This is a genomic window from Mycobacterium sp. 1165178.9, assembly GCF_001673555.1.
GTDB lineage: Bacteria > Actinomycetota > Actinomycetes > Mycobacteriales > Mycobacteriaceae > Mycobacterium.
Map to the genome: position 1 here is coordinate 1 of NZ_LZMB01000291.1, position 18495 is coordinate 18495.

The following is an 18495-nucleotide window of genomic DNA, read 5'->3' on the forward strand; positions in this document are numbered from 1 at the left end:
CGACGGCGAAGCTCAGCAGGAGCCGGTCGAGAACCTTGGCAGCCCTGGCCCGCGCCTTGGCTGGGCGGTCGGCGTGCGCTACGAGGAGCGCTGCCTCCTCGACTGCCGCCACCAGTAGATGGGTCAGCTCGCCGACCGGGTGGTCGTCGATAATGCCCTCGGCGATCGCTTCGTCCACCATCTCGTTGATCAGGGCAATGCTGTTGCTCTCCTGGATGGACCGCAGCGTCCGCCAACCCAGCACCACCGGCCCGTCGATGAGCATGACGCGCTGCACTTCCGGTTCGAGAGCGGACTCGAGGAATCCCCGCATCCCGACGGCCAACTTTTCCCATGCGTCAGCGCCTTGCGGGGGTGAGGCGAGCGATCGCAGTGTCAGGTCGCGTTCGACCTCTTCGAAGACCGCGCGAAAGAGTTCGGCCTTGTCCTTGAAGTGGTGGTAAAAAGCACCGCGAGTGCCTACACCGGACCTCGTCACCAGGTCCGAAATACTGGTTTCGAAATATCCTTTCTCGACAAACAGCGCGCGACCGGCGTCGACTAAATCGCGCCGAGTCCTATCCCCCCTCGCCCGGCGCTCGACGTCGGCGCCACCACGCTTGGCCATTCCAGCATCGTAGCAACATTCAGCCTGTATGTTGAGTGCTCAGCGCACGATGCCGATCACCGGCATCAGCCCGAGATCGCTGTGGGACTTGAACCCCGGCGGTGCGTCGCAGATGGCGGGAATGGTGTTCACGGGCTCCATTGCGGTCCAGGCGTAGCCGACGTAGCCGGGTTTGGCGGTGTCGCGAGCGTTTTGGTCACCGCGCAGAATCAGTTCGGTGCCCGGGTCGCCCTCGATGACGATCCTGTAGTGGTAGTAGGGTTCCCAGTCAGGTTTGGGCTCGATGGCGTCGTGTTCGATGAACGAGTACAGCTCGTGCAGCGTGATGAACGGCCTGCCGTCCACCCATGCCGTCCAGAGATGATGCTGAGCGGCGACGGTTCCCATTTTGATCACGCCCTTCAGCCCCGGCATGTCCATATCCGCGGTGCCCTCGTACGGGATGTCGCGGGTTGCGATGCCGAGCTTGACCTCCGTCGTGAACCTTTCCACGGTCTTGCCCAGTCCTTCCACCACCATGGTCAGCGACTGCGCGAACAGCGACCAGGCGTGGGCGAAGAGATTGCCCTTGGCGAACTCGTCCGGTGTCTTCCCAAATCCCATCTCGTCCAGATACTTCAAGGTGTCTTTGTTGAAGTTGACCGCCTCGTAGATGTGGATGTGGTCGGTCCTGCCGACGATCCGGGCCAAGGTGAGCACTAGCAGGTCCGCGGCGTAGCCGGGATGGATTCCGCCGCCGTGGAACGACGTCGCGCCCTCGGCGCATGCGAGCTCTATCTTGTCGATGTCAGCCGCATTGACCTCGGTTCGGTGCCACCACGCGCCACCCGAGGCGACGACGTTCTTGCCGCCGCGCAGCAGTCGGCAGATCTCGTCGATGTCTGACCACAGGGGCGCATAGAACACGCAGTCCGCGTCTAACGCCTCGAGCGCGTTCTTGTCGGTGGTGGCCACAACGCCGATGGCTGGAAGCCCGACGAGCTCGCCGGCGTCTTTGCCCACCTTCTCCGGGCGATTGCACAGCACCCCGACAACTTTGAAGACGGGGTTGTGCGCCATGTGGCGCAGCGCGAGCGTCCCGACATTGCCCATGCCCCACTGGATGACGCGGTACTTCTTGCCGGTGGTCGATTCGACGGACATGGCGGCGACGCTACCAATACCCGGTAATTCGTATATGCGGTTTCGTAAACGCCCATTTCCGTCGGCTGGCGGACAACCTTCGTATTGTATGTTGCCCTAATGGCAGACGAAAAGGTTCGCGCGTACGGATCGGTTGCGCCGTTGAAAGTGGGCTTGCTCAACGATTATCCGACCCAAGCCGGCACCGAGAACGACACTCTCGACACACTGCAGTTGGTCTTCGACGAGGCGGTCGCCGCGGGTCTGGTCGACCGGCCGATAGAACTGGTGGAACGCCATGTGATCGGCCTGCCCAACGGCACGTACCACGCCGTGGAGACTGCCTACGACGAGCTGGTCGCCGAGGGGTGCCTCGCGATCTACGGTCCGTATGTCTCCGACAACGCGGTGCCATTGGCCGCGCACGCCGATCGAGTGGCCAAGGTTCCCAACATCATCCTGTCGGGCTCCGAGGGGGCGCTCGGCGAGTGGACGTTTGCGCTCAACAACGGATCGATGCCCGAAGAGCCGGTGATGCTGGCCGCCGTGATGATCGGGGACGGCCGGTCGCGGATAGCCATCGCCTACGAAGCATCTCTGATCGGCAAGGAGTACCTGGCGTTCGCCGAAAAGGCTTATTCTGTCGCCGGATTGAAGGTCGTGAGCAGGGTCGCGATACCGCAGGTAGAAGCCGACAAGTCCAAGGTCGTCAACGAGCTGCGGGATGCCGAGCCAGACGCCCTGGTGCATGTCGGGTTCGGCCACGGGTTGTGGGGCTTCACCGACGCGCTGCTGGCGGCGGGGTGGGACCCGCCGCGGTACACCACCACCGCATTCGAGATGGCGCACATCAACGCCGAGTGGATGCGACAGCTGTCGGGCTGGGTCGGGCTGGACAGCTACGACGAACGCAACCTCGTGGGGCAGGCCTTCCTGGATCGTTTCGAGGCCCGATTTGGTCGCAGGCCGGCACATTCGATGCCCGGCCTGACGCACGACGTGGCGACGGTGATCGCGCGCGGGCTCGCTGCGGCGCGCCCGTTGACCGGAGATGGCGTCAAGCAGGGCATCGAGCAGGTCAAGCTGGTCCCGTCGGCCAGTGGGGCGCCGGGGACTTTTTTGCGATTCGGCCGCTACATCCGGCAGGGCTGGATGGGAACGGACTATTTGATCGCGCGCCGGGTGCTGCCGGATGGTTCGGCGCACGTGTTCCACGCTGCGCCCAGCGACCACATCTCACGCGCGGTTGGTGTCGGCACCCCCTAGCTGGATCGCACCGAATACCGGGGCGGTGACGACGCCGGGTGGCGCAGCCAGCACGTCGGGAATCGCGCGGACCGCCCCCATCGCGATCATGAGATGCCCCGGCTCGGCGTGCGTACCGGTGGGCGGATCGCCGTCCCATCCGACATCCAGCTGCAACTCGAAACTGGGCCTTCCCTTGATGACGGCCCGGATCAGCGGCGCCTTTTCGCCGGCAGTGAGGGGCTTTAGGCCCCACTGCGGGAGGTCGCGGGTAAGGACCCACTCCTCGTGGATGGCAAGCAGCGGCCGGTCAGACCAATGGCCGACCCACGAGAACCGTTGTCCCACGACAGTTCCCGCTTCGATGGTGCCGGCGCGGACCTCGAGGTCGTGGGGGAGTGTCGTTGCGTCGACCGAGACCTCGACATGTGACAGCGTGATCCCAAGGACGTCGGCGGTGGCGTTGAGCGCCTGGCGATAGGCCAGGTCGAGCTTCTTGATGATCGGGGAATCAACGCTGACATCTCCGGGCGGTCTGCCCATGCCCATCAGGTCGACGAGCATCGGTTTGCTGTCGACCGCCGACACGTCGGTGGCCTCGTAGAGATCGATCCGGTCGATGCTCTTGCACAGCGCCGTCACCGTGGCGACCAGGCGTTCGAACATGAAGCCCGGATTCTCACCCGCCGCGTGGAAGCGGGACCCGCCTGCGCGGCAGGCTGCGAGAAAGGCGCGCTCGGTCTCCGCCCCGTAGGTGGGCAGATGGTTGTACGAGGTGGTCGTGATGACACTGGTTCCCGACGCGAGTAGTCGGCAGATATCTCCGGCGTTGGTTTCGACGGCATGCGCCTTGCTGGCGGCGTGGATGACGACGTCGGCGCCCAGCGCGAAGATCTCCTCCTTGTCCGATGTGGCGAGCACTCCGGTGGTGGGTGGCAGCCCGCACAAGGTTCCGGCGTCCTGCCCGGCCTTGGCGGGGTCGTACACCAGCACACCGACCAACTGGTAATCGGGATTCTCAATCAGTTCCTGGAGCGCGGCACGGCCCACCGCGCCCGTAGCCCATTGCACGACTCGAGTTGCCAATCGAACGCTCCTGATTGCTCTTTCGGCGATCCACAGTTATTGGTGCCCTCAACCTACATCATGTAGGTTTTCAACCAGCAAGGTGTATGTTGCGCGAGCCGATGCATGAGTGAGGAGTCGTCACATGGCCGAGCCGGCGACTGTCGAGCAGCTTGAACAGAGCATTCGAGACGCACAGGACAGATTCAACCAAGGTATGGGTGCCGACGGGGACGCATCGCCATATCCGATGCTCAGGAAACTCCGTGCGCAGAGCCCGGTGCACGCCGGCTGGCCGGAGATGGGGATGGTCGGCAATTCGGGTGACGGCCCGCCCACCTTCACCGCCTACACGTTCGACACCGTGAAGGCAATCTTCACCGACAACATCACCTTCAGCACGCGCTGCTATGAAGATGTCGTCCGGCCACTCCAGGGTCCGACGATCCTGGAGATGCAGGAACCCGAACACGCGGTCTACCGCAAACTGCATGAGTTCGCCTTCGCTCGCTCTTCGATGAAGCGGTGGGACGCCGAACTCGTCGGTCCCTTGGTGGACAAAACCATCGCGAAATTCAAGGACGCCAAGCGCGCCGACCTCGTCGACGCGGTTTTCATGCCGATCCCGGTGCGGGTGATCGCGGCACTGCTGGGCCTTCCGGATGCCGATGTGCTGCAGTTTCACCGACTCGCCATCGACCTGCTGGGCTTCCGCGGGGACATGGAATGTGCGTTGCGGGCATCGGCCGAGATGAAGGAGTACTTCGTCGGGATACTTGCCGACCGACGCAAAGCCCCGAAGGACGACATGGTTTCGATCCTGGCCGGTGCCGAAGTCAACGGCGTAAAGATGTCCGACGAACAGATCTACGGTTTCATGCGCAACCTGCTGCCCGCCGGCGCGGAGACGACCTCGCGGTCGACGGCCAGTCTTGCCCTGGCGCTCTTGACGCATCCCGACCAACTCAACGCCGTCCGCGACGATCGCACGTTGCTACCTCAGGCCATCGAGGAAGGGATTCGGTGGGAAACCCCGCTGCTCAATTTCATGCGGGAGGTCACCTCCGATACCGAGATGGGTGGCGTACATATTCCCAAGGGCGCGACCATGATGCTCAGCCTGGGCAGCGCGAATCACGACGAAACGCGATGGGACGAACCCGAGAGGTTCGACATCTTCCGGGAACGCAAGCCGCACATCGGCTTCGCTCACGGAGCGCATGTGTGCCTCGGTATGCACCTGGCCAGGCTCGAGACGACCAAGATATTCAATGCGTTATTCGATGAACTCCCCGATCTGCGGCTCGACCCGGATGCGGCGCCGCCCTACATCACCGGCACGATGTTCCGGTCTCCGCCGCGCCTTGACGTGGTATGGGACTGAAAGCGATATGCCATGACACGGGTGATCCAGTGGGCGACCGGCGTTACCGGGATGATGTCGCTTCGTCACGTCATCGAACGGGCGGATCTGGAACTGGTCGGGGTGCGCGTGTACGACACCGCGAAGGCGGGTGTGGACGCCGGCACGCTGTGCGGTGCGGGCGAAGTCGGACTTCGCACCACCGCCGATCGCGGCGAGGTCATCAACACTGACGCGGACGTGGTGCTCTACATGGGCAAGGTCGAGACCGATACGCCCGGCTGTTTTGCCGACGTGTGCGAGCTCCTCGCGTCGGGCAAGAACGTCGTGGCCACCGGGAGCCGGTTCATCCATCCCCGGTCGCTGCACGCATCGTTGGCAGACGGCATCGAGAACGCCTGTAGCACAGGACAATCCTCGTTCCTCGGAGTCGGCTTATATCCGGGATTCTTCGGCGAATCACTCACGCCCATCCTGTCGCGACTCACCGCTCGCGTCGGGCGGATCAGCGTCCGTGAAGTGCTCGACTACTCGACGTACGCCAGCCACGATCTGATCTTCAACGCCATGGGTTTCGGGCATACTCCCGACGACACGACGCCGCTGCTGGCCAACACGGAGTACGCGGCGAGCGCCTGGATCGGCAGTGCCACTGTGCTCGCGCAGTCGTTGGGGCTGCAGATCAGGTCCGTTCAGGGTTTCCGCGACGTCCGGACCACGCCGCGAGTGTTGACGGTGGCCGCCGGCGAGATCTCCGCGGGCACCGTGGCCGCCATGCGATTCGGTGTCGAGGTCGATTGCGGCGCAACCATATTGGCTGTCGAGCACCTCACCCGCATGGCAGATGACCTCGCGCCGGAGTGGCCAACCGATATCGGCTACGACGTGAGTTTCGACGGCGAGCCGAATCTGAGGTGCCACCTCGTGATCGGCTCGCACGACGAAGACCACTCCAAACAAGGGTGCTTGGCCACCGCAATGCATGCGATCAACGCGATACCGATGGTCGTGGCGGCCGATCCGGGCCTTTACGACATTTCCACGATCCCCCCGTTTGTCGCGCACTGGACAAACGGCTAGAGCGCACCCGGACTTCGATTGCCGAAACCGGTGTAGCTGCGGATCAGCGGGAGGTCGGCCATGGTCGCGAACCCTGCCGGCGCGGCGCACACGGCTGGGATGGCGTTGACGACCTGCATGGCGACGGTTATCAGTCCAGCTCTGACATGCTCCTCGATCGAGGCCTCGCGCGAAAAGCTGGCCAGGGGAAAGAAGTGCGTACGCATGGATGGATCGCCCTCGATGGTCAGCGTCCAGCCGTCAAGAGGTTTGGGCCAGTGCTCCGGGTATTCACCGCCGAGCGTCCATAGCGTCTCGAACTCGACTAGCGTCTCGCCGTTGCGATGGCCGACGAAATTCCATCGCTGCCCGGCGGTGGTGCCAGCCGCGACAACGTAGTCGAAGATCTGCAAGTCCTTTGTCGCCGGGACGGTCTCAAGCGTGACTGAGACATCGTCGATGTCTGCGTTCAGGGTGTCGGAGATGAACCAGGTCTGCTCGACGAACAGTCTCGTCAAGAACCTGAGGTACTCGTTGGCTGTCGGCGTGACCTCCTCGATTGGCCGACCGAACCACATTCCGTCGAAGGTGATCTCGGTGCTATCCCACAGCGTCCAGTCGGCCCGCTCCTGCAGCATGATCCGATCGATCGTGCGGCTCATCCCGGACAGCGCCAGGGGCAGCACGCCGGACAGGTTGCCTGGATTGAGGCCGCTGCCGTGGATGGTGCTGTTGCCTTTGTCGCATGCGGCCTGCAGGCGAACGCGGTCGGCTTCGGGGATGCGTCGCGGGTGGAATAGGAACGCCGGCGTTGCCACGTTCTTCCCGCTCTCCAACAATGCACAGATATCGTCGATACTGGTGAAGGACGGTGCGTACAACACCAGGTCGGCTTCGAGCGCGAGGATCTGAGCGACATCGGTAGTTGCGGTGACGCCGATCGGCTCTCTGCCGACCAGGGTTCCGATGTCTACGCCGTTCTTGGCATCGGCATAGACCCGCGCGCCCACCAACTGGATGTCTGGCCGGTGATCGAGGATGGTCGTGACCATCTCGGTGCCCACGGCGCCGGTGGCCCATTGGATGATTCGTAGCGGACGGGTGCTGGCGGTCAAGCGTCGCTCCCTTCACGTCCCCATCGCGGACCTTTAATGTATCGGTCGCATCGATGTTCGTAAGGCAAAAAGTCGTTACGGCAGCCGATAACGCCTATTCTCGTCCTGTGACATACAGGGTGAAGGTTGATCCGTACTATGACCCTTTCGACTTCGAGATCGACAATGACCCGTATCCCGTGTGGAAACAGATGCGTGATGCCGCGCCGCTCTACTACAACGACAAATACGGCTTTTACGCGTTGAGCAGGCACGGAGATGTCGCGCGCGAGTTGGTGAATTGGAATGACTACCGGTCCGGTAAAGGCACCACCATCGACATCATTCTCAACGGGGTCGAGGTGCCTCCCGGGATCATCCTGTTCGAGGACCCGCCGATTCACGATGCGCACCGGCGATTGCTGTCAGGGGTGTTCACGCCGCGTCGGATGGCGGCCATCGAACCGCTGGCCAGGGAGTTCTGCCGGCGCGCGCTGGAGCCCCTTTTGGACGCCGACACATTCGACTTCATCGCCGACCTCGGCGCGTGGATGCCGATGCGCACGATCGGGTACCTGCTGGGCATACCTGAGGACAGGCAGATCGCGATCCGGCGGAACACCGACCGGCTCCTCGAATTGAAAGACGGCGGGCTCGTCCAGGTGGCCGATGACATGCTGACGCGTCAGGGATCGATGCTGGAGGAGTTCATCGACTGGCGCTACGACCACCCCTCCGATGATCTGATGACCGAACTGGTCAACGCCGAGGTCGAGGAACCGGACGGTAGCCGCAGGCGGTTGACCCGTGCAGAGGTGCTGACCTACACGGGCACTGTCGTGGGCGCCGGCAACGAGACCACGACGCGGTTGATCGGCTTCGCCGGGCAGCTGTTGTCCGATCACCCCGACCAGCGCCGAGAGCTCGCAGCGGATTTCAGCCTGATTCCCGGGGCGGTCGAGGAAGTGCTGCGCTACGAGGCCCCGTCACCCGTGCAGGCGCGCCATGTGGCCCGTGACGTCGAACATTATGGGCAGACGGTACCCGAAGGGTCGGTGATGTTGCTGCTCAATGGATCCGCGAACCGCGATGAACGCCAATTCGTCGACGCCGACCGATTCGACATCCACCGGCGGGTGGCACATCTGTCCTTCGGGCACGGCATCCACTTCTGCCTGGGTGCTGCGCTGGCGCGGGTTCAGGCACGCATCGCGCTTGAGGAAGTGCTCACCAGATGGCCCGACTGGGAAGTCGACTACCACAACGCCAAACGCGCTCACACCACCAGCGTCCGCGGCTGGGCGAGCCTGCCAGTGCATGTCTGACATGACGAATACCGTCGACAGCAACCCAGATGCTCACGCCACCGATGTGACCACGCCTCGGTTCTCGCGATGGCCGGCACGAGCGGGCTGGGGGCTGTTCATCGTCGCCTACCTGGCCTTCGCGGTCGTCACCATCGCGACAATTCAATCCGGTCTGCACGGCGACCCGACGAGGACCAATCCACGTCCGAATGCCGCGCCCTATCCACCGTTCCTCGGCTTCGACAACTGGCCGCTCGCCGTGTCTATCAGCTCGGTTCCGATGGCGATCGGCCTGATCGCCACGCTGGTATGGCTGTCCTATAGGCAACGCAAGGTGCACTGGGCGGTGGTGATCGCCTTCGCCGGGTTGATCACCGGCGCGCTCGATCCTCTCGCCAACTGGGCAACGTTCGCGATCTTCGATCCGCGCATGCTGCACTTCCCGCTGACCTGGCCGTATGTCAACATATCGCCGAATCTCGAACCGGCGCTGGCATTCCTGGGCGGCTATGCCGCCTACTATCTGCTCACCGGCCTCGCCATCCTCCAACTGCATGACCGAATCGTCGATCCGCTGATCCCGCGGACGAGTTGGCTTGCGCGCCATCGGCTTGTCTCGGTCTTCCTCGGCGCGGCCGTCATCACAATTCCCATCAACGGACTGGTTCAACTCACCTGGATGAGGTGCGGCATCTTCTTCTACACGGAAGCCGTCGGCCCCGTGCTGCGCGTGGGGCATGTCTATTTCCCACTGATCATGGCGGTGTACGACTCGTTCATCTTCGCGATGGTCGCGGTGATGTGCGTTCGCGACGACGAAGGCGAACTGTTGCTGATCAGCCGTATCGCGGCCTTGATGCCTGCGCGGCAAGGACGTCCGAAGCTGACGTTGACCCGACAGTTGCTGATCTCGGTGACGGTGGGCCTGGTGTCGTTCGCAATGCCGCTGGCGGTGCTCGCGGGCCTGCGGGCGGCAGGATTGTCCGAGCCCGCCTACGAGCAGAACCCCTATCCGAGTGTCAAGGTCTACGACCCCTACGGCCATCTGCAAAACGCGGGCAAGCCCGGGCCGTTCTATCGAAATGCTAAGGAGTAGTGAAACATTGGCGACGGAAGGTAAGGGACGCTACCGCGTCGTCCACGTCGGTACTGGACTGACTGGCCGCGAGGCGTTGCGGGCAATCATCGACGATCCTCTGCTGGAACTCGTGGGCGTCAGGGTGTCGACACCGGAGAAAGTCGGGGTGGATGCGGGTCAACTCTGCGGGACTGCGGATGTCGGTGTAAGCGCAACCGGCGACATGTCAGCGGTCTTGGCGCTGGCTCCGGACTGTGTCGCCTACTGCGCGACGGCGGTCCGACGCGAAGGCGAAGCCATCGCCGACATCGCCGGCTACCTCGAGGCGGGCATCAACGTGGTGACGTTCTCGACCATCCCGATGGTCTATCCGGCCGCCGCCCCCACCGCATGGCGAGAAGTGCTGGAAAGCGCAGCCCGAAAGGGTAACTCGACGTTCTACGCGACCGGCAGTGAGCCGGGTTTCATCAGCCTGAACATTCCCACCGCTCTCTTCGCAGGGGCAGGACGGGTCGACTCGTATCGAATGGACGAGTACGCGCTCGACCTGGACAAGGCGTATCCGATCTGGGACGTCTTGCACGAGTCGATGGGCTTCGGGAAGCCCGACGGTCATGTGCCGGTTCGCATCGCCTCGGGAAAGGTGAATAAGGACTGGGACACCGTGGTGCGTTACATCGCCGACATCCTGGGTTTCGAGCTCGACCGGATAGAACTGGATTGGGAGACGCTGCTCGCGCCGACAGATCTCGACACCGCCCTAGGTGTCATCCCCGAGGGGACGATCTGTGCCCACCGCTGGCAACTTGCCGGTGTGGTCGGCGCGAGACCGGTTGTCGCCGTTCAATACTTCGCGACGGTCAGCAGCACGCCATGGCCGGATCGCTGGCCGAAGCCGGCCCGCGAGGATGAAGGCGGCATGGTGTTCCGCGTTCAGGGCAGTCCGAATATGAGCCTGGAGTTGCATCTCGAGCAGTCGGCAACGGACCGGGTGAACCCAGGCGTCGCGGTCACCGCCATGGCCGCTGTCAACGCGATTCCGGACGTCGTCAAAGCCCCGCCTGGCGTGATTGCCAATCCGCTGTCGGGACCCTCGATCGTGAGCAGGCAGTCGCGTATCTAGCCGACGTCTATTGCGTTGAGCGGTGCGGTGATCGGCAGGTCCAGCGACGTCGCGATCCCCGGCACGGCGTCGATGACGTAGGGGATGGCGTTGACGACGCGCATGGCAGTTGCCTCCATTGCGTTGTCATTGGCCGACTCTGGAGTGTCCTCGGTGCCGAGCCGTAGGTCGCACTGCATATGAGGTTGGCCCTCGATGATGAGGCGGTATGTGCCGTTGGGTGCTGTCGCCCACTCCGGGGCCAGGTCGGGAGCCATGCGGTTGATGTGTTCGATAGTGATCACCGGCTGACCGTTGACCACGCCGGTGGTTTCGGCGCGGACGGCGCCAACTGTCCCGGCGGGAATGGTCCCGCACGCTACATGCAGATCACGCGGGGTGATCACGCGTTCGTAGGACTCGGTGACCTCGTCGAGCTCAACGCCGAGCGCTTTGGCGACCAAGCCGATGGGCGGCCCCCAGGCGAACTGCTGGGCACCCTCGAGTTCAAGCAGCGGAGTGAAGTCCAGCGGCTTGCCGAATCCCATTGCAGTAACCATCAAGTCCTCATTCGGATAGGCCGAGTAGTCGAAGATCTCCTGCGCGCGAATAGACCGGATCGTGTTCGACAGGGTCGTCAGCAACACCGCGAACTGATCACCGGCGAAGCCCGGCTCGATACCCGAGGTGTAGATGGTCACCCCGCCCGACAAGGCCGCCTCGCGCACCTGGCTGGCCAGCTCGGGAATCCATCTGTCGGGGAACATCATTCCGGGTGTGTTGGTCGTGACGACGTTGAGGCCGCCGCCGAGCAGCCGCACGTAGTCGCGCACCGCCGCGGCATCCATCTCGGCGCTGGCCGCACCGTAGACGACGCAATCGGGCTTTAACGCGATGATGTCGTCGAGGTCGTCGGTCGTCGTCACTCCGATCGGACCCAGCCCGACGATCTCGCCGGCGTCGCGTCCTGTCTTCTCCGCGCTGTGCACCCATACCCCGACCAGCTCGAGGTGCGGACGCCGCACGATCGCGCGTATCGCCAGGCTGCTGATCCAACCGGTGGAAATGACGGCAACGCGTAACGGTTTGGTGGTCATGGCCATTGCTCCTACTCGTACTCGATCACAGATCGGGAATGGACAGTTCCGATTTCGGTTCCCGGATGCCCATCACTGCTCCTATCGCAATCAGCTGCATGCCGGAGCCTGTTGGCGCTTGATAATTCGGGGCGCGAGGTGCACGATTTCGCTGACCACCGTGGGGTTGGCACGTGAAATGGCAATCAGGGAGAGCATGGCATTGGCCACGTCTTCGACTGTGGACATCTCGTCTGGAATCTGGCCGTGTACCACCCATGCACGGTACAGATCGGCCAGTAGGTCCCGGTCGGCTCCGCGCAGGATTTCGGTGTCGGCGGTGGGGCCGACGCTGACCCGGATCACGGCGAGATCGGGATGCTCGGCCCGCCAGGACCGCAGGATCTCGTCGAGCGCCGCCTTGCTGGCGTGATAGGCGGCCACACCCGCGCGAGGCCGGCCAACGTCGTGGCTCGACGCGACAATGACGACCGCGTTGTCCGCCAGATGGGGGAGGGTCGCACGCAGCACATGGGAAGCACCAACGGCATTGACGGCGTACGCATACAGCCAAGTCTCCACTTCAGTCTCTTCGATCAGCGCGAAGGGCACGACGGCGCTGGTGAACACGACCGCATCCAGCTTGCCGAATTTGGCCACGACCTCACCAACAACGGATTCGACACCGCGGGGGTCGGACACGTCGAGCTCGTGCGACGATCCGTGCAGTTGATCGGCCAGTTTCGCCAGGAGGTCCAGCCGCCGCGCGGCGAGCGCCACGTTGGCGCCCCGGGAATGCGCGGCAACGGCCAATGCCTGTCCGATGCCCGAGGATGCCCCGATAATCAGCATCCGCGTCCCTGCAATGCTGGAGTGCCGGTCGCTCATGAATCGCTCCCTTTGTGCCGTGGTCGAGGCAATTCTCGCATGTGAGAATAAAGATTCTCGGCACGGGTCCACCGCAACCACTTAACGCTCAGCGGCGCACCAGCAGTCCGCTGAGCTGTTGCGCCAGCTCCGCCTTCTTGACCTTTCCGGTCGCGGTGAACGGAAGATCTTGCTTTGAGGTAACCCAGATAACCTTCGGCACCTTGTATGCCGCAAGTCGGCCCCGCAGTTGCACCCGCAATGACTCGCCGTCGAGCGTCGAATCGCCCCGGGGCACCACCGCCGCCGCGACCACCGTTCCGTCCTCGGGGCTATCGACGCCGACCACGTACGCTTCGAGCACGCCGTCGCAATCGGCAAGTGCCAGTTCCACTTCGCTCGGTGTGACGTTGGTTCCGCCGCCCGTCTTGATCAGATCACCCAACCGACCGGTGAATTTGATCCAGCCGTCGTCGTACTCGACGCCGCAATCACCGGTCCGGTAGTACCCGCTCGCAGTGAACACATCCTCGCGCTCACGCTTGTAGAGGCGCTGCATCAACGAGTAACCGCGAACCCAGATCTCACCGGTCGTCCCGAGGGGGACCGGTACACCGGTCTCGGGATCGACGAGGATGTGGCTGAGACCTTCGATCGAAAACCCTCCGGTCTCAGCTCGATCCGGCGGTTGTGGCGGATAAGGGTCCACGCCAATGTGGTTGCCGCACAGTTCTGTCATTCCAAGGGCATTCGGCCCCTTGGGTCGCCGGTCCGGCGGCACCATCGCGGGCATACTGGTGCGCTGCACCGAACTCAGGTCGCGCCCGGCGAAATCGGGATGCTCCGACAAAGACTTGCCCTGCTGTGGCCAACCGAGCGCGATCGTCGCGCGATACCGCTCCATCAATTCCAGGGCCTCTGCCGCATCAAACGCCGGCTGAGTGACGAGCGTTGCTCCGTGGTGAATCACAGCCTGCAATCCGGTGATCAACCCGCCCACCCAGAAAAACGGCATTGCGGTAAACAAGACGCTATCGGCGGTGATGCCGTACTGGAAGGTGAGGTTATAGCTGTGGCGAACCAGGGTGCCCTGTGTGTGTACCGGCGCCTTCGGGTCACCAGTACTGCCCGAGGTGTAAATGATCATCGCCTCGTCCGCCGGGGTCACGCAGGACTCGACATCGATAAGGAAATCGGCGTCGATGCCTAACGGTAGTTTTTTGTCCTCAAATACTGTCGCCCAGGCCCGGTCGCACGGTCCCCACACCCCGATCGTGCGCAGAAAAGGCGTCTTGTGCAGGACGATGCGGCCCGGTTCACGCTGTTCCGCGAGACCCGGTAACGCCTCCTCGATCCGCTCGACGAAATCGTGGTTGCGGAAGGCGGACCATGCCAAGACCGCCTTCAGGTCAGCGTGACGGGCGGTCCAGGCCAATTCGGATGCCTTGTAGAACGTGTTGAGCGGAACGGCGATGACACCGATACGGGTGGCCGCGAACCAGGCGAGCGCCCATTCCACGCTGTTGGGCATCAGAAGCCCGATGTGGTCGCCCTTTCCGATACCCTCGGCGAGCAGCGCCATCGCCAACTGCGACGACCGCACGTCGAGATCGACATATGTCAGCACGTGCCCGTCGGCGATGAGGAACGGCTTGTCGCCGAAACGCTCTGCAGACGATCTCACCAGGGCGGGGACCGTAGGCATGATCGTCGGGAAGGGCATGTGGTCGTCATCCTCCTGTTCATTGGGCCTCAACAGGATAGTTGCCTTTCCATGAAACGAGAACACCGGTTCTCGGTCGTAACGTCGTCGAACTACACTGCAAACCATGGCGCCGGACCGTCTGGATCGGATCGAGTCCAGTTTGGCGATCAGCCAGCTGCCGAGCCGCTATGCCATGGCGCTGGACGCCCGCGACCTGGAGAAGCTAACGGCGCTTTTCGTCGAGGATGTCGAGGCGGGCGCGCAGGGCCGCGGCCGGGAGGCGTTGCAGCGCTGGTATGACGGGCTTCTGCGGCGGTTCTACCGCAGCATCCACCTGATCTGCGGGCACGAGTTCGACTTCATCGCCGCCGATCGTGCGACGGGATCGGTGTACTGCCGCGCGGAGCACGAGGACGGAGACGGGTGGTACGTCATCACGATGCGCTACGACGACGTCTACGAACGACGCGATGGCCGGTGGTACTTCGTCAAGCGGCGTGAGCATCCGTGGTACTCCGTGGACGTGACCGAACGGCCCGGGCCGGACTTCATCCGGTGGCCAACGGACGTACCGTTTCGCGCGGCCATGCCACAGCGAATGCCGAGTTGGCACGCGTTTTGGGAGAAGGGCGATCCCGAGCAACCCGGGCGCCTCTCGCGGAGCCCGTAGTCCGTTTACAATGCAGAGCGAAAGTGACATTCTCATTTACGTAAATGCTAGTTTTCGCAAGTTGGGGAGGGCGTCATTTCCGACGACAAGGTGCTCAGCGGAGTTCGTGTGCTGGAGGTTGCCGCGTGGACGTTCGTGCCCTCGGCCGGCGCGGTACTCGCGGAGTGGGGCGCAGAAGTCATCAAGGTCGAGCCGCGTAGCGGCGGTGATCCCCAGCGCGGACTGGTCACGATGGGGATCGTTGACGGGGGCGGCGGGTCGGTCAACTACATGATCGAAATCCCCAACCGGGGTAAGAAATCCATCGGGGTGGACCTGAGCACTCCCGGCGGTCAGGAAGTGGTGCGCGAGCTGGCCAAGACCTGCGACGTGTTCTTGACCAGTTACCTGCCGGAGCGCCGCAAGAAGTTCGGCATCGACGTCGAGGACATCAACGCGGCCAACCCGAGCATCGTTTATGTGCGGGGGTCGGGGCACGGGCCGAAAGGCCCCGATGCCGACAAGCCTGGCTATGACGGTGTGTCCTACTGGGCGCGTGGGGGAATCGCTAACGTTCTCACCGAGGAGGCCGACGAGCTGGTGCGTTCGCGTCCCGCGTTCGGCGACCTGCTCGGCGGGATGACGATCGCGGGAGGGATCGCCGCCGCGCTCTACAAGAAGGCGACGACCGGTAAAGGCTCGGTTGTCGACGTCTCGCTACTCGGGCTGGCCGCATGGAACCTCAGCCCCGACATCGCGGTAAGCCAAATACACGGCGGCAGTGCCATTCCCAAGTATGGGCACGCCGATTCACCCAACCCGCTGGTGGCCACCTACCGCACGAAAGACGACCGCTACGTGCAGCTGATGATGCTGCAACTCGACAAATTCTACGCCGAGGCCATGCGGGTGATTGGTCTGCCCGAGTTGGTCGACGATCCGCGATTCGCCGATCCCGCAGCGCGGTTCGAGAACCGGGTAAGTCTGGTCGCGCTGCTGGACGAGGCGTTTGCCAAGCGCACGTTGGCCGAATGGCGCGAGACTCTGGCGGCACTCTCGGGGGCATGGGGAATCGTGCAGACACCGGCCGAGCTTTGTCAGGACCCCGCCGTCGTTGCGAACGGCTACATCGCGCACACCCAGACCGTCGGCGGAGTGCCATTTTCGTTGCCCACCAACCCCGTTCAATTCGACGGGCGATCGGTTGTCCCGCCCGGAGCGCCCGAGCACGGCCAGCACACTGAGGAAGTCCTGATGGATGCCGGCATCGACTGGGACACGATCACGAAGTACAAGGAATCCGGGGCGATCCTTTGAGCTCAGCGATCTCCATCGAATTCGACCCATTCTCGACCGAATTCTTCAATGGGGCCTACGACACCTACAGACGGCTGCGTGACCAGGCACCCATCTATTACAACGCGAAGTGGGATTTCTGGGCGCTTACCCGGTACGACGATGTAGCACCCGCAACCAAAGACCACGAAACCTTCTCGTCAGCCAAGGGCGCGACGCTGGACATGGTCAAGGCGCACGACGACGCCATCCCGGTACCCAAGGTGATCATCTCCATGGACCCGCCCGAGCATCAGAAGATGCGCAGGCTCGTCAGCAACGTATTCACCCCGCGGTCGATCGCCGCGTTGGAAGATATGGTGCGCGACAAGGTCTATGAGCGCATCGAGGCGCTGGATCTGGCGTCCTTCGACGTCGTTGCCGACTTCTCGGCCCTGTTTCCCAACGAGGTCATCACCACCATGCTGGGCGTGCCGAAGCAGGACCGCGACCAGATCCGGCTCTGGCTGGACTTGCTGCTTGAGCGCCATCCTGGCGAGATCGCCACCACCAAGCGGGGATACCAGGCCTCGGTGAGTACGGGCCTGTATTACTACGATTTGGTGCAGCAGCGGCGGGCCCACCCAGAAGACGACATGATCAGCCGATTGATCGAGACGGAGATCGAACGTGATGGCGTGGTGGAGAAGCTCACTGACGTCGACATCACGGGTTTCGCAACAATGCTCGGAGGGGCGGGCGCCGAAACGGTCACCAAGTTGGTGGGCAACGCGATGGTGGCGTTCGCCGATTTTCCCGACCAGTGGCGCAAGCTTCGCGACGACCGAAGCAAAATCCCGGCCGCGGTGGAGGAGTTGCTGCGCTACGAGGCGCCTTCGCAGTATCAGGTCCGGACCGCCACACGCGACGTCATGTACTACGGGACAACGATTCCGGCAGGCAGTGCAGTGCTACTGGTAACAGGCTCGGCGACCCGGGACGAGCGAATGTTCGACGACCCCGACCGGTTGGACATCGATCGAGACCGCAAGATGGGTTTCAACCTCGCGTTCGGCTACGGCATACACAGTTGTCTCGGTGCGGCGCTGGCTCGGATGGAGAGCCGCATCGCACTCGATGCGCTGTTGGACCTGCTTCCCGAGTACGAAGTCGACCGCGACGGGCTACAGCGGGTGGCCATGGCGAATGTCTGTGGCTGGTCCAATGTTCCCGTGCGCAGGGTCGGCTGAGGCCTGCCGTTCAGCGCCGGCGCGCGCCGCCGTCGACGAACCCTTTCACGACGTAGGCCCGCACGAAGTCGGCCACCGCGTCGTCGTCGCGCATATCGATCGTCGGCGACGGAGTCGTGAACAACGAGAATAGGATTCGAGCAAACCACTCGGTCGCAGTGGGGATGTCGAGATCACTTCGGACCTCGCCGGTCAACCTGGCAGCCGATACGTACGGCGCCAGGAACTCGGTGCATTCCTTGAGAAGCATTGCGGCGTTCTTGGTCATCATCAGGCTGACTTCCGCCTCGTCGAAGTATGCTTCCGGCTCGACGACGCGCCGTGCCTGGCTCACGAAGACGGCGGCTTCCACAAGCCGGCCCTCCAGGGTGCTACCGCCGCGACGGTCGATCGCCTTGGCCATGTTGCGGTAGAACCGCTGCGATGCCGCCTCCGCGCAGGCCTCGACGATTGTCTCCTTGTCCCGGAAGTATTCGTAGAACGTGCTGCGGGACACGTCGGCCGCCCGCGCAATGTCGACGACCGTCGTCTTGGCCAGGCTCTGGGTCCGAAAGCAGGCGAAGGCCGCCGCAATGATGGCAGCGCGGGTGTCGGTCGCGGTTGCCTGCGTCATGGAGGACCCCTTTCTAGC

At 63.3% G+C, this 18495-nt stretch carries 17 protein-coding genes; 9 read left to right on the forward strand and 8 right to left on the reverse strand.

Annotation, left to right across the window (positions count from 1 at the left end):
* Window positions 1-607: TetR/AcrR family transcriptional regulator (locus tag A5652_RS12370; protein ID WP_067351166.1), on the reverse strand; the 607-nt coding region annotated here is incomplete at its 3' end.
* A 39-nt stretch (window positions 608-646) separates the two neighbouring features.
* Window positions 647-1750, reverse strand: a complete 1104-nt coding sequence (locus A5652_RS12375) for a dihydrodipicolinate reductase (RefSeq protein ID WP_067351169.1) — start codon at window positions 1748-1750, stop codon at window positions 647-649.
* A 99-nt stretch (window positions 1751-1849) separates the two neighbouring features.
* On the opposite strand from A5652_RS12375, the gene A5652_RS12380 reads away from it, so the two are divergent.
* Window positions 1850-2995, forward strand: a complete 1146-nt coding sequence (locus A5652_RS12380) for an ABC transporter substrate-binding protein (protein ID WP_067351172.1) — start codon at window positions 1850-1852, stop codon at window positions 2993-2995.
* Here A5652_RS12380 and A5652_RS12385 read toward each other — a convergent pair.
* A complete protein-coding gene (locus A5652_RS12385; RefSeq protein WP_067351174.1) occupies window positions 2966-4045 on the reverse strand; it encodes a dihydrodipicolinate synthase in 1080 nt (359 codons plus the stop codon). The two genes, A5652_RS12380 and A5652_RS12385, sit on opposite strands and share 30 nt — an antisense overlap.
* A gap of 139 nt (window positions 4046-4184) precedes the next feature.
* Between A5652_RS12385 and A5652_RS12390 the strand changes: the two genes are divergently transcribed.
* Window positions 4185-5423, forward strand: a complete 1239-nt coding sequence (locus tag A5652_RS12390) for a cytochrome P450 (RefSeq protein WP_067351176.1) — start codon at window positions 4185-4187, stop codon at window positions 5421-5423.
* Window positions 5424-5435: 12 nt separating this feature from the next.
* Window positions 5436-6482, forward strand: a complete 1047-nt coding sequence (locus A5652_RS12395; protein WP_067351178.1) for a dihydrodipicolinate reductase — start codon at window positions 5436-5438, stop codon at window positions 6480-6482.
* Here the strand turns inward: A5652_RS12395 and A5652_RS12400 are convergent.
* Entirely contained in the window at window positions 6479-7513 is a 1035-nt protein-coding gene (locus A5652_RS12400) for a dihydrodipicolinate reductase (protein ID WP_067351267.1), read from the reverse strand. The genes A5652_RS12395 and A5652_RS12400 overlap by 4 nt on opposite strands.
* Window positions 7514-7683: 170 nt before the next feature.
* Here A5652_RS12400 and A5652_RS12405 point away from each other — a divergent pair, with 170 nt between their 5' ends.
* The 3 genes from A5652_RS12405 to A5652_RS12415 all read left to right on the forward strand — a co-directional run bounded on the left by A5652_RS12405 (window position 7684) and on the right by A5652_RS12415 (window position 11063).
* Window positions 7684-8880 carry a cytochrome P450 gene (locus tag A5652_RS12405; protein ID WP_067351181.1) on the forward strand — a complete coding sequence of 399 codons (1197 nt, stop codon included), beginning with the start codon at window positions 7684-7686 and terminating at the stop codon, window positions 8878-8880.
* Window positions 8873-9958: a spirocyclase AveC family protein gene (locus A5652_RS12410; protein WP_232001173.1), complete on the forward strand. Its 1086-nt coding sequence runs from the start codon at window positions 8873-8875 to the stop codon at window positions 9956-9958. The genes A5652_RS12405 and A5652_RS12410 overlap by 8 nt, the downstream gene beginning before the upstream one ends.
* 205 nt (window positions 9959-10163) lie before the next feature.
* Complete coding sequence (locus A5652_RS12415) at window positions 10164-11063, forward strand: dihydrodipicolinate reductase (RefSeq protein WP_067351270.1); 900 nt, start codon at window positions 10164-10166, stop codon at window positions 11061-11063.
* Here A5652_RS12415 and A5652_RS12420 read toward each other — a convergent pair.
* The 3 genes from A5652_RS12420 to A5652_RS12430 form a co-directional block, all read right to left on the reverse strand.
* Window positions 11060-12139, reverse strand: coding sequence for a dihydrodipicolinate reductase (locus A5652_RS12420; protein WP_067351273.1), 1080 nt, complete (start codon window positions 12137-12139; stop codon window positions 11060-11062). The genes A5652_RS12415 and A5652_RS12420 overlap by 4 nt on opposite strands.
* A 90-nt stretch (window positions 12140-12229) precedes the next feature.
* On the reverse strand, window positions 12230-13006 hold the full coding sequence (locus A5652_RS12425) for an SDR family oxidoreductase (RefSeq protein ID WP_067351186.1): 777 nt from the start codon (window positions 13004-13006) through the stop codon (window positions 12230-12232).
* A gap of 88 nt (window positions 13007-13094) precedes the next feature.
* On the reverse strand, window positions 13095-14708 hold the full coding sequence (locus tag A5652_RS12430; RefSeq protein WP_067351278.1) for a class I adenylate-forming enzyme family protein: 1614 nt from the start codon (window positions 14706-14708) through the stop codon (window positions 13095-13097).
* A 121-nt stretch (window positions 14709-14829) separates the two neighbouring features.
* On the opposite strand from A5652_RS12430, the gene A5652_RS12435 reads away from it, so the two are divergent.
* The 3 genes from A5652_RS12435 to A5652_RS12445 all read left to right on the forward strand — a co-directional run bounded on the left by A5652_RS12435 (window position 14830) and on the right by A5652_RS12445 (window position 17864).
* Window positions 14830-15360, forward strand: coding sequence for a nuclear transport factor 2 family protein (locus tag A5652_RS12435; RefSeq protein ID WP_067351281.1), 531 nt, complete (start codon window positions 14830-14832; stop codon window positions 15358-15360).
* 75 nt (window positions 15361-15435) lie between these two features.
* Window positions 15436-16656, forward strand: a complete 1221-nt coding sequence (locus A5652_RS12440) for a CaiB/BaiF CoA-transferase family protein (protein ID WP_067351189.1) — start codon at window positions 15436-15438, stop codon at window positions 16654-16656.
* Window positions 16653-17864, forward strand: a complete 1212-nt coding sequence (locus tag A5652_RS12445; RefSeq protein WP_232001176.1) for a cytochrome P450 — start codon at window positions 16653-16655, stop codon at window positions 17862-17864. The genes A5652_RS12440 and A5652_RS12445 overlap by 4 nt, the downstream gene beginning before the upstream one ends.
* Before the next feature lie 10 nt (window positions 17865-17874).
* Here the strand turns inward: A5652_RS12445 and A5652_RS12450 are convergent, their stop codons facing one another.
* Window positions 17875-18477: a TetR/AcrR family transcriptional regulator gene (locus A5652_RS12450; RefSeq protein WP_067351197.1), complete on the reverse strand. Its 603-nt coding sequence runs from the start codon at window positions 18475-18477 to the stop codon at window positions 17875-17877.
* Window positions 18478-18495 lie beyond the last annotated feature (18 nt).

Excerpts from the sequence above, each read along its gene's own strand:
- A5652_RS12375 (WP_067351169.1), bottom strand. The coding sequence starts at position 1,750 with ATGTCCGTCGAATCGACCACCGGCAAGAAGTACCGCGTCATCCAGTGG.
- A5652_RS12380 (WP_067351172.1), top strand. The coding sequence starts at position 1,850 with ATGGCAGACGAAAAGGTTCGCGCGTACGGATCGGTTGCGCCGTTGAAA.
- A5652_RS12390 (WP_067351176.1), top strand. The coding sequence starts at position 4,185 with ATGGCCGAGCCGGCGACTGTCGAGCAGCTTGAACAGAGCATTCGAGAC.
- A5652_RS12395 (WP_067351178.1), top strand. The coding sequence starts at position 5,436 with ATGACACGGGTGATCCAGTGGGCGACCGGCGTTACCGGGATGATGTCG.
- A5652_RS12400 (WP_067351267.1), bottom strand. The coding sequence starts at position 7,513 with ATGGTCACGACCATCCTCGATCACCGGCCAGACATCCAGTTGGTGGGC.
- A5652_RS12410 (WP_232001173.1), top strand. The coding sequence starts at position 8,873 with ATGTCTGACATGACGAATACCGTCGACAGCAACCCAGATGCTCACGCC.
- A5652_RS12415 (WP_067351270.1), top strand. The coding sequence starts at position 10,164 with ATGTCAGCGGTCTTGGCGCTGGCTCCGGACTGTGTCGCCTACTGCGCG.
- A5652_RS12420 (WP_067351273.1), bottom strand. The coding sequence starts at position 12,139 with ATGACCACCAAACCGTTACGCGTTGCCGTCATTTCCACCGGTTGGATC.
- A5652_RS12425 (WP_067351186.1), bottom strand. The coding sequence starts at position 13,006 with ATGAGCGACCGGCACTCCAGCATTGCAGGGACGCGGATGCTGATTATC.
- A5652_RS12430 (WP_067351278.1), bottom strand. The coding sequence starts at position 14,708 with ATGCCCTTCCCGACGATCATGCCTACGGTCCCCGCCCTGGTGAGATCG.
- A5652_RS12450 (WP_067351197.1), bottom strand. The coding sequence starts at position 18,477 with ATGACGCAGGCAACCGCGACCGACACCCGCGCTGCCATCATTGCGGCG.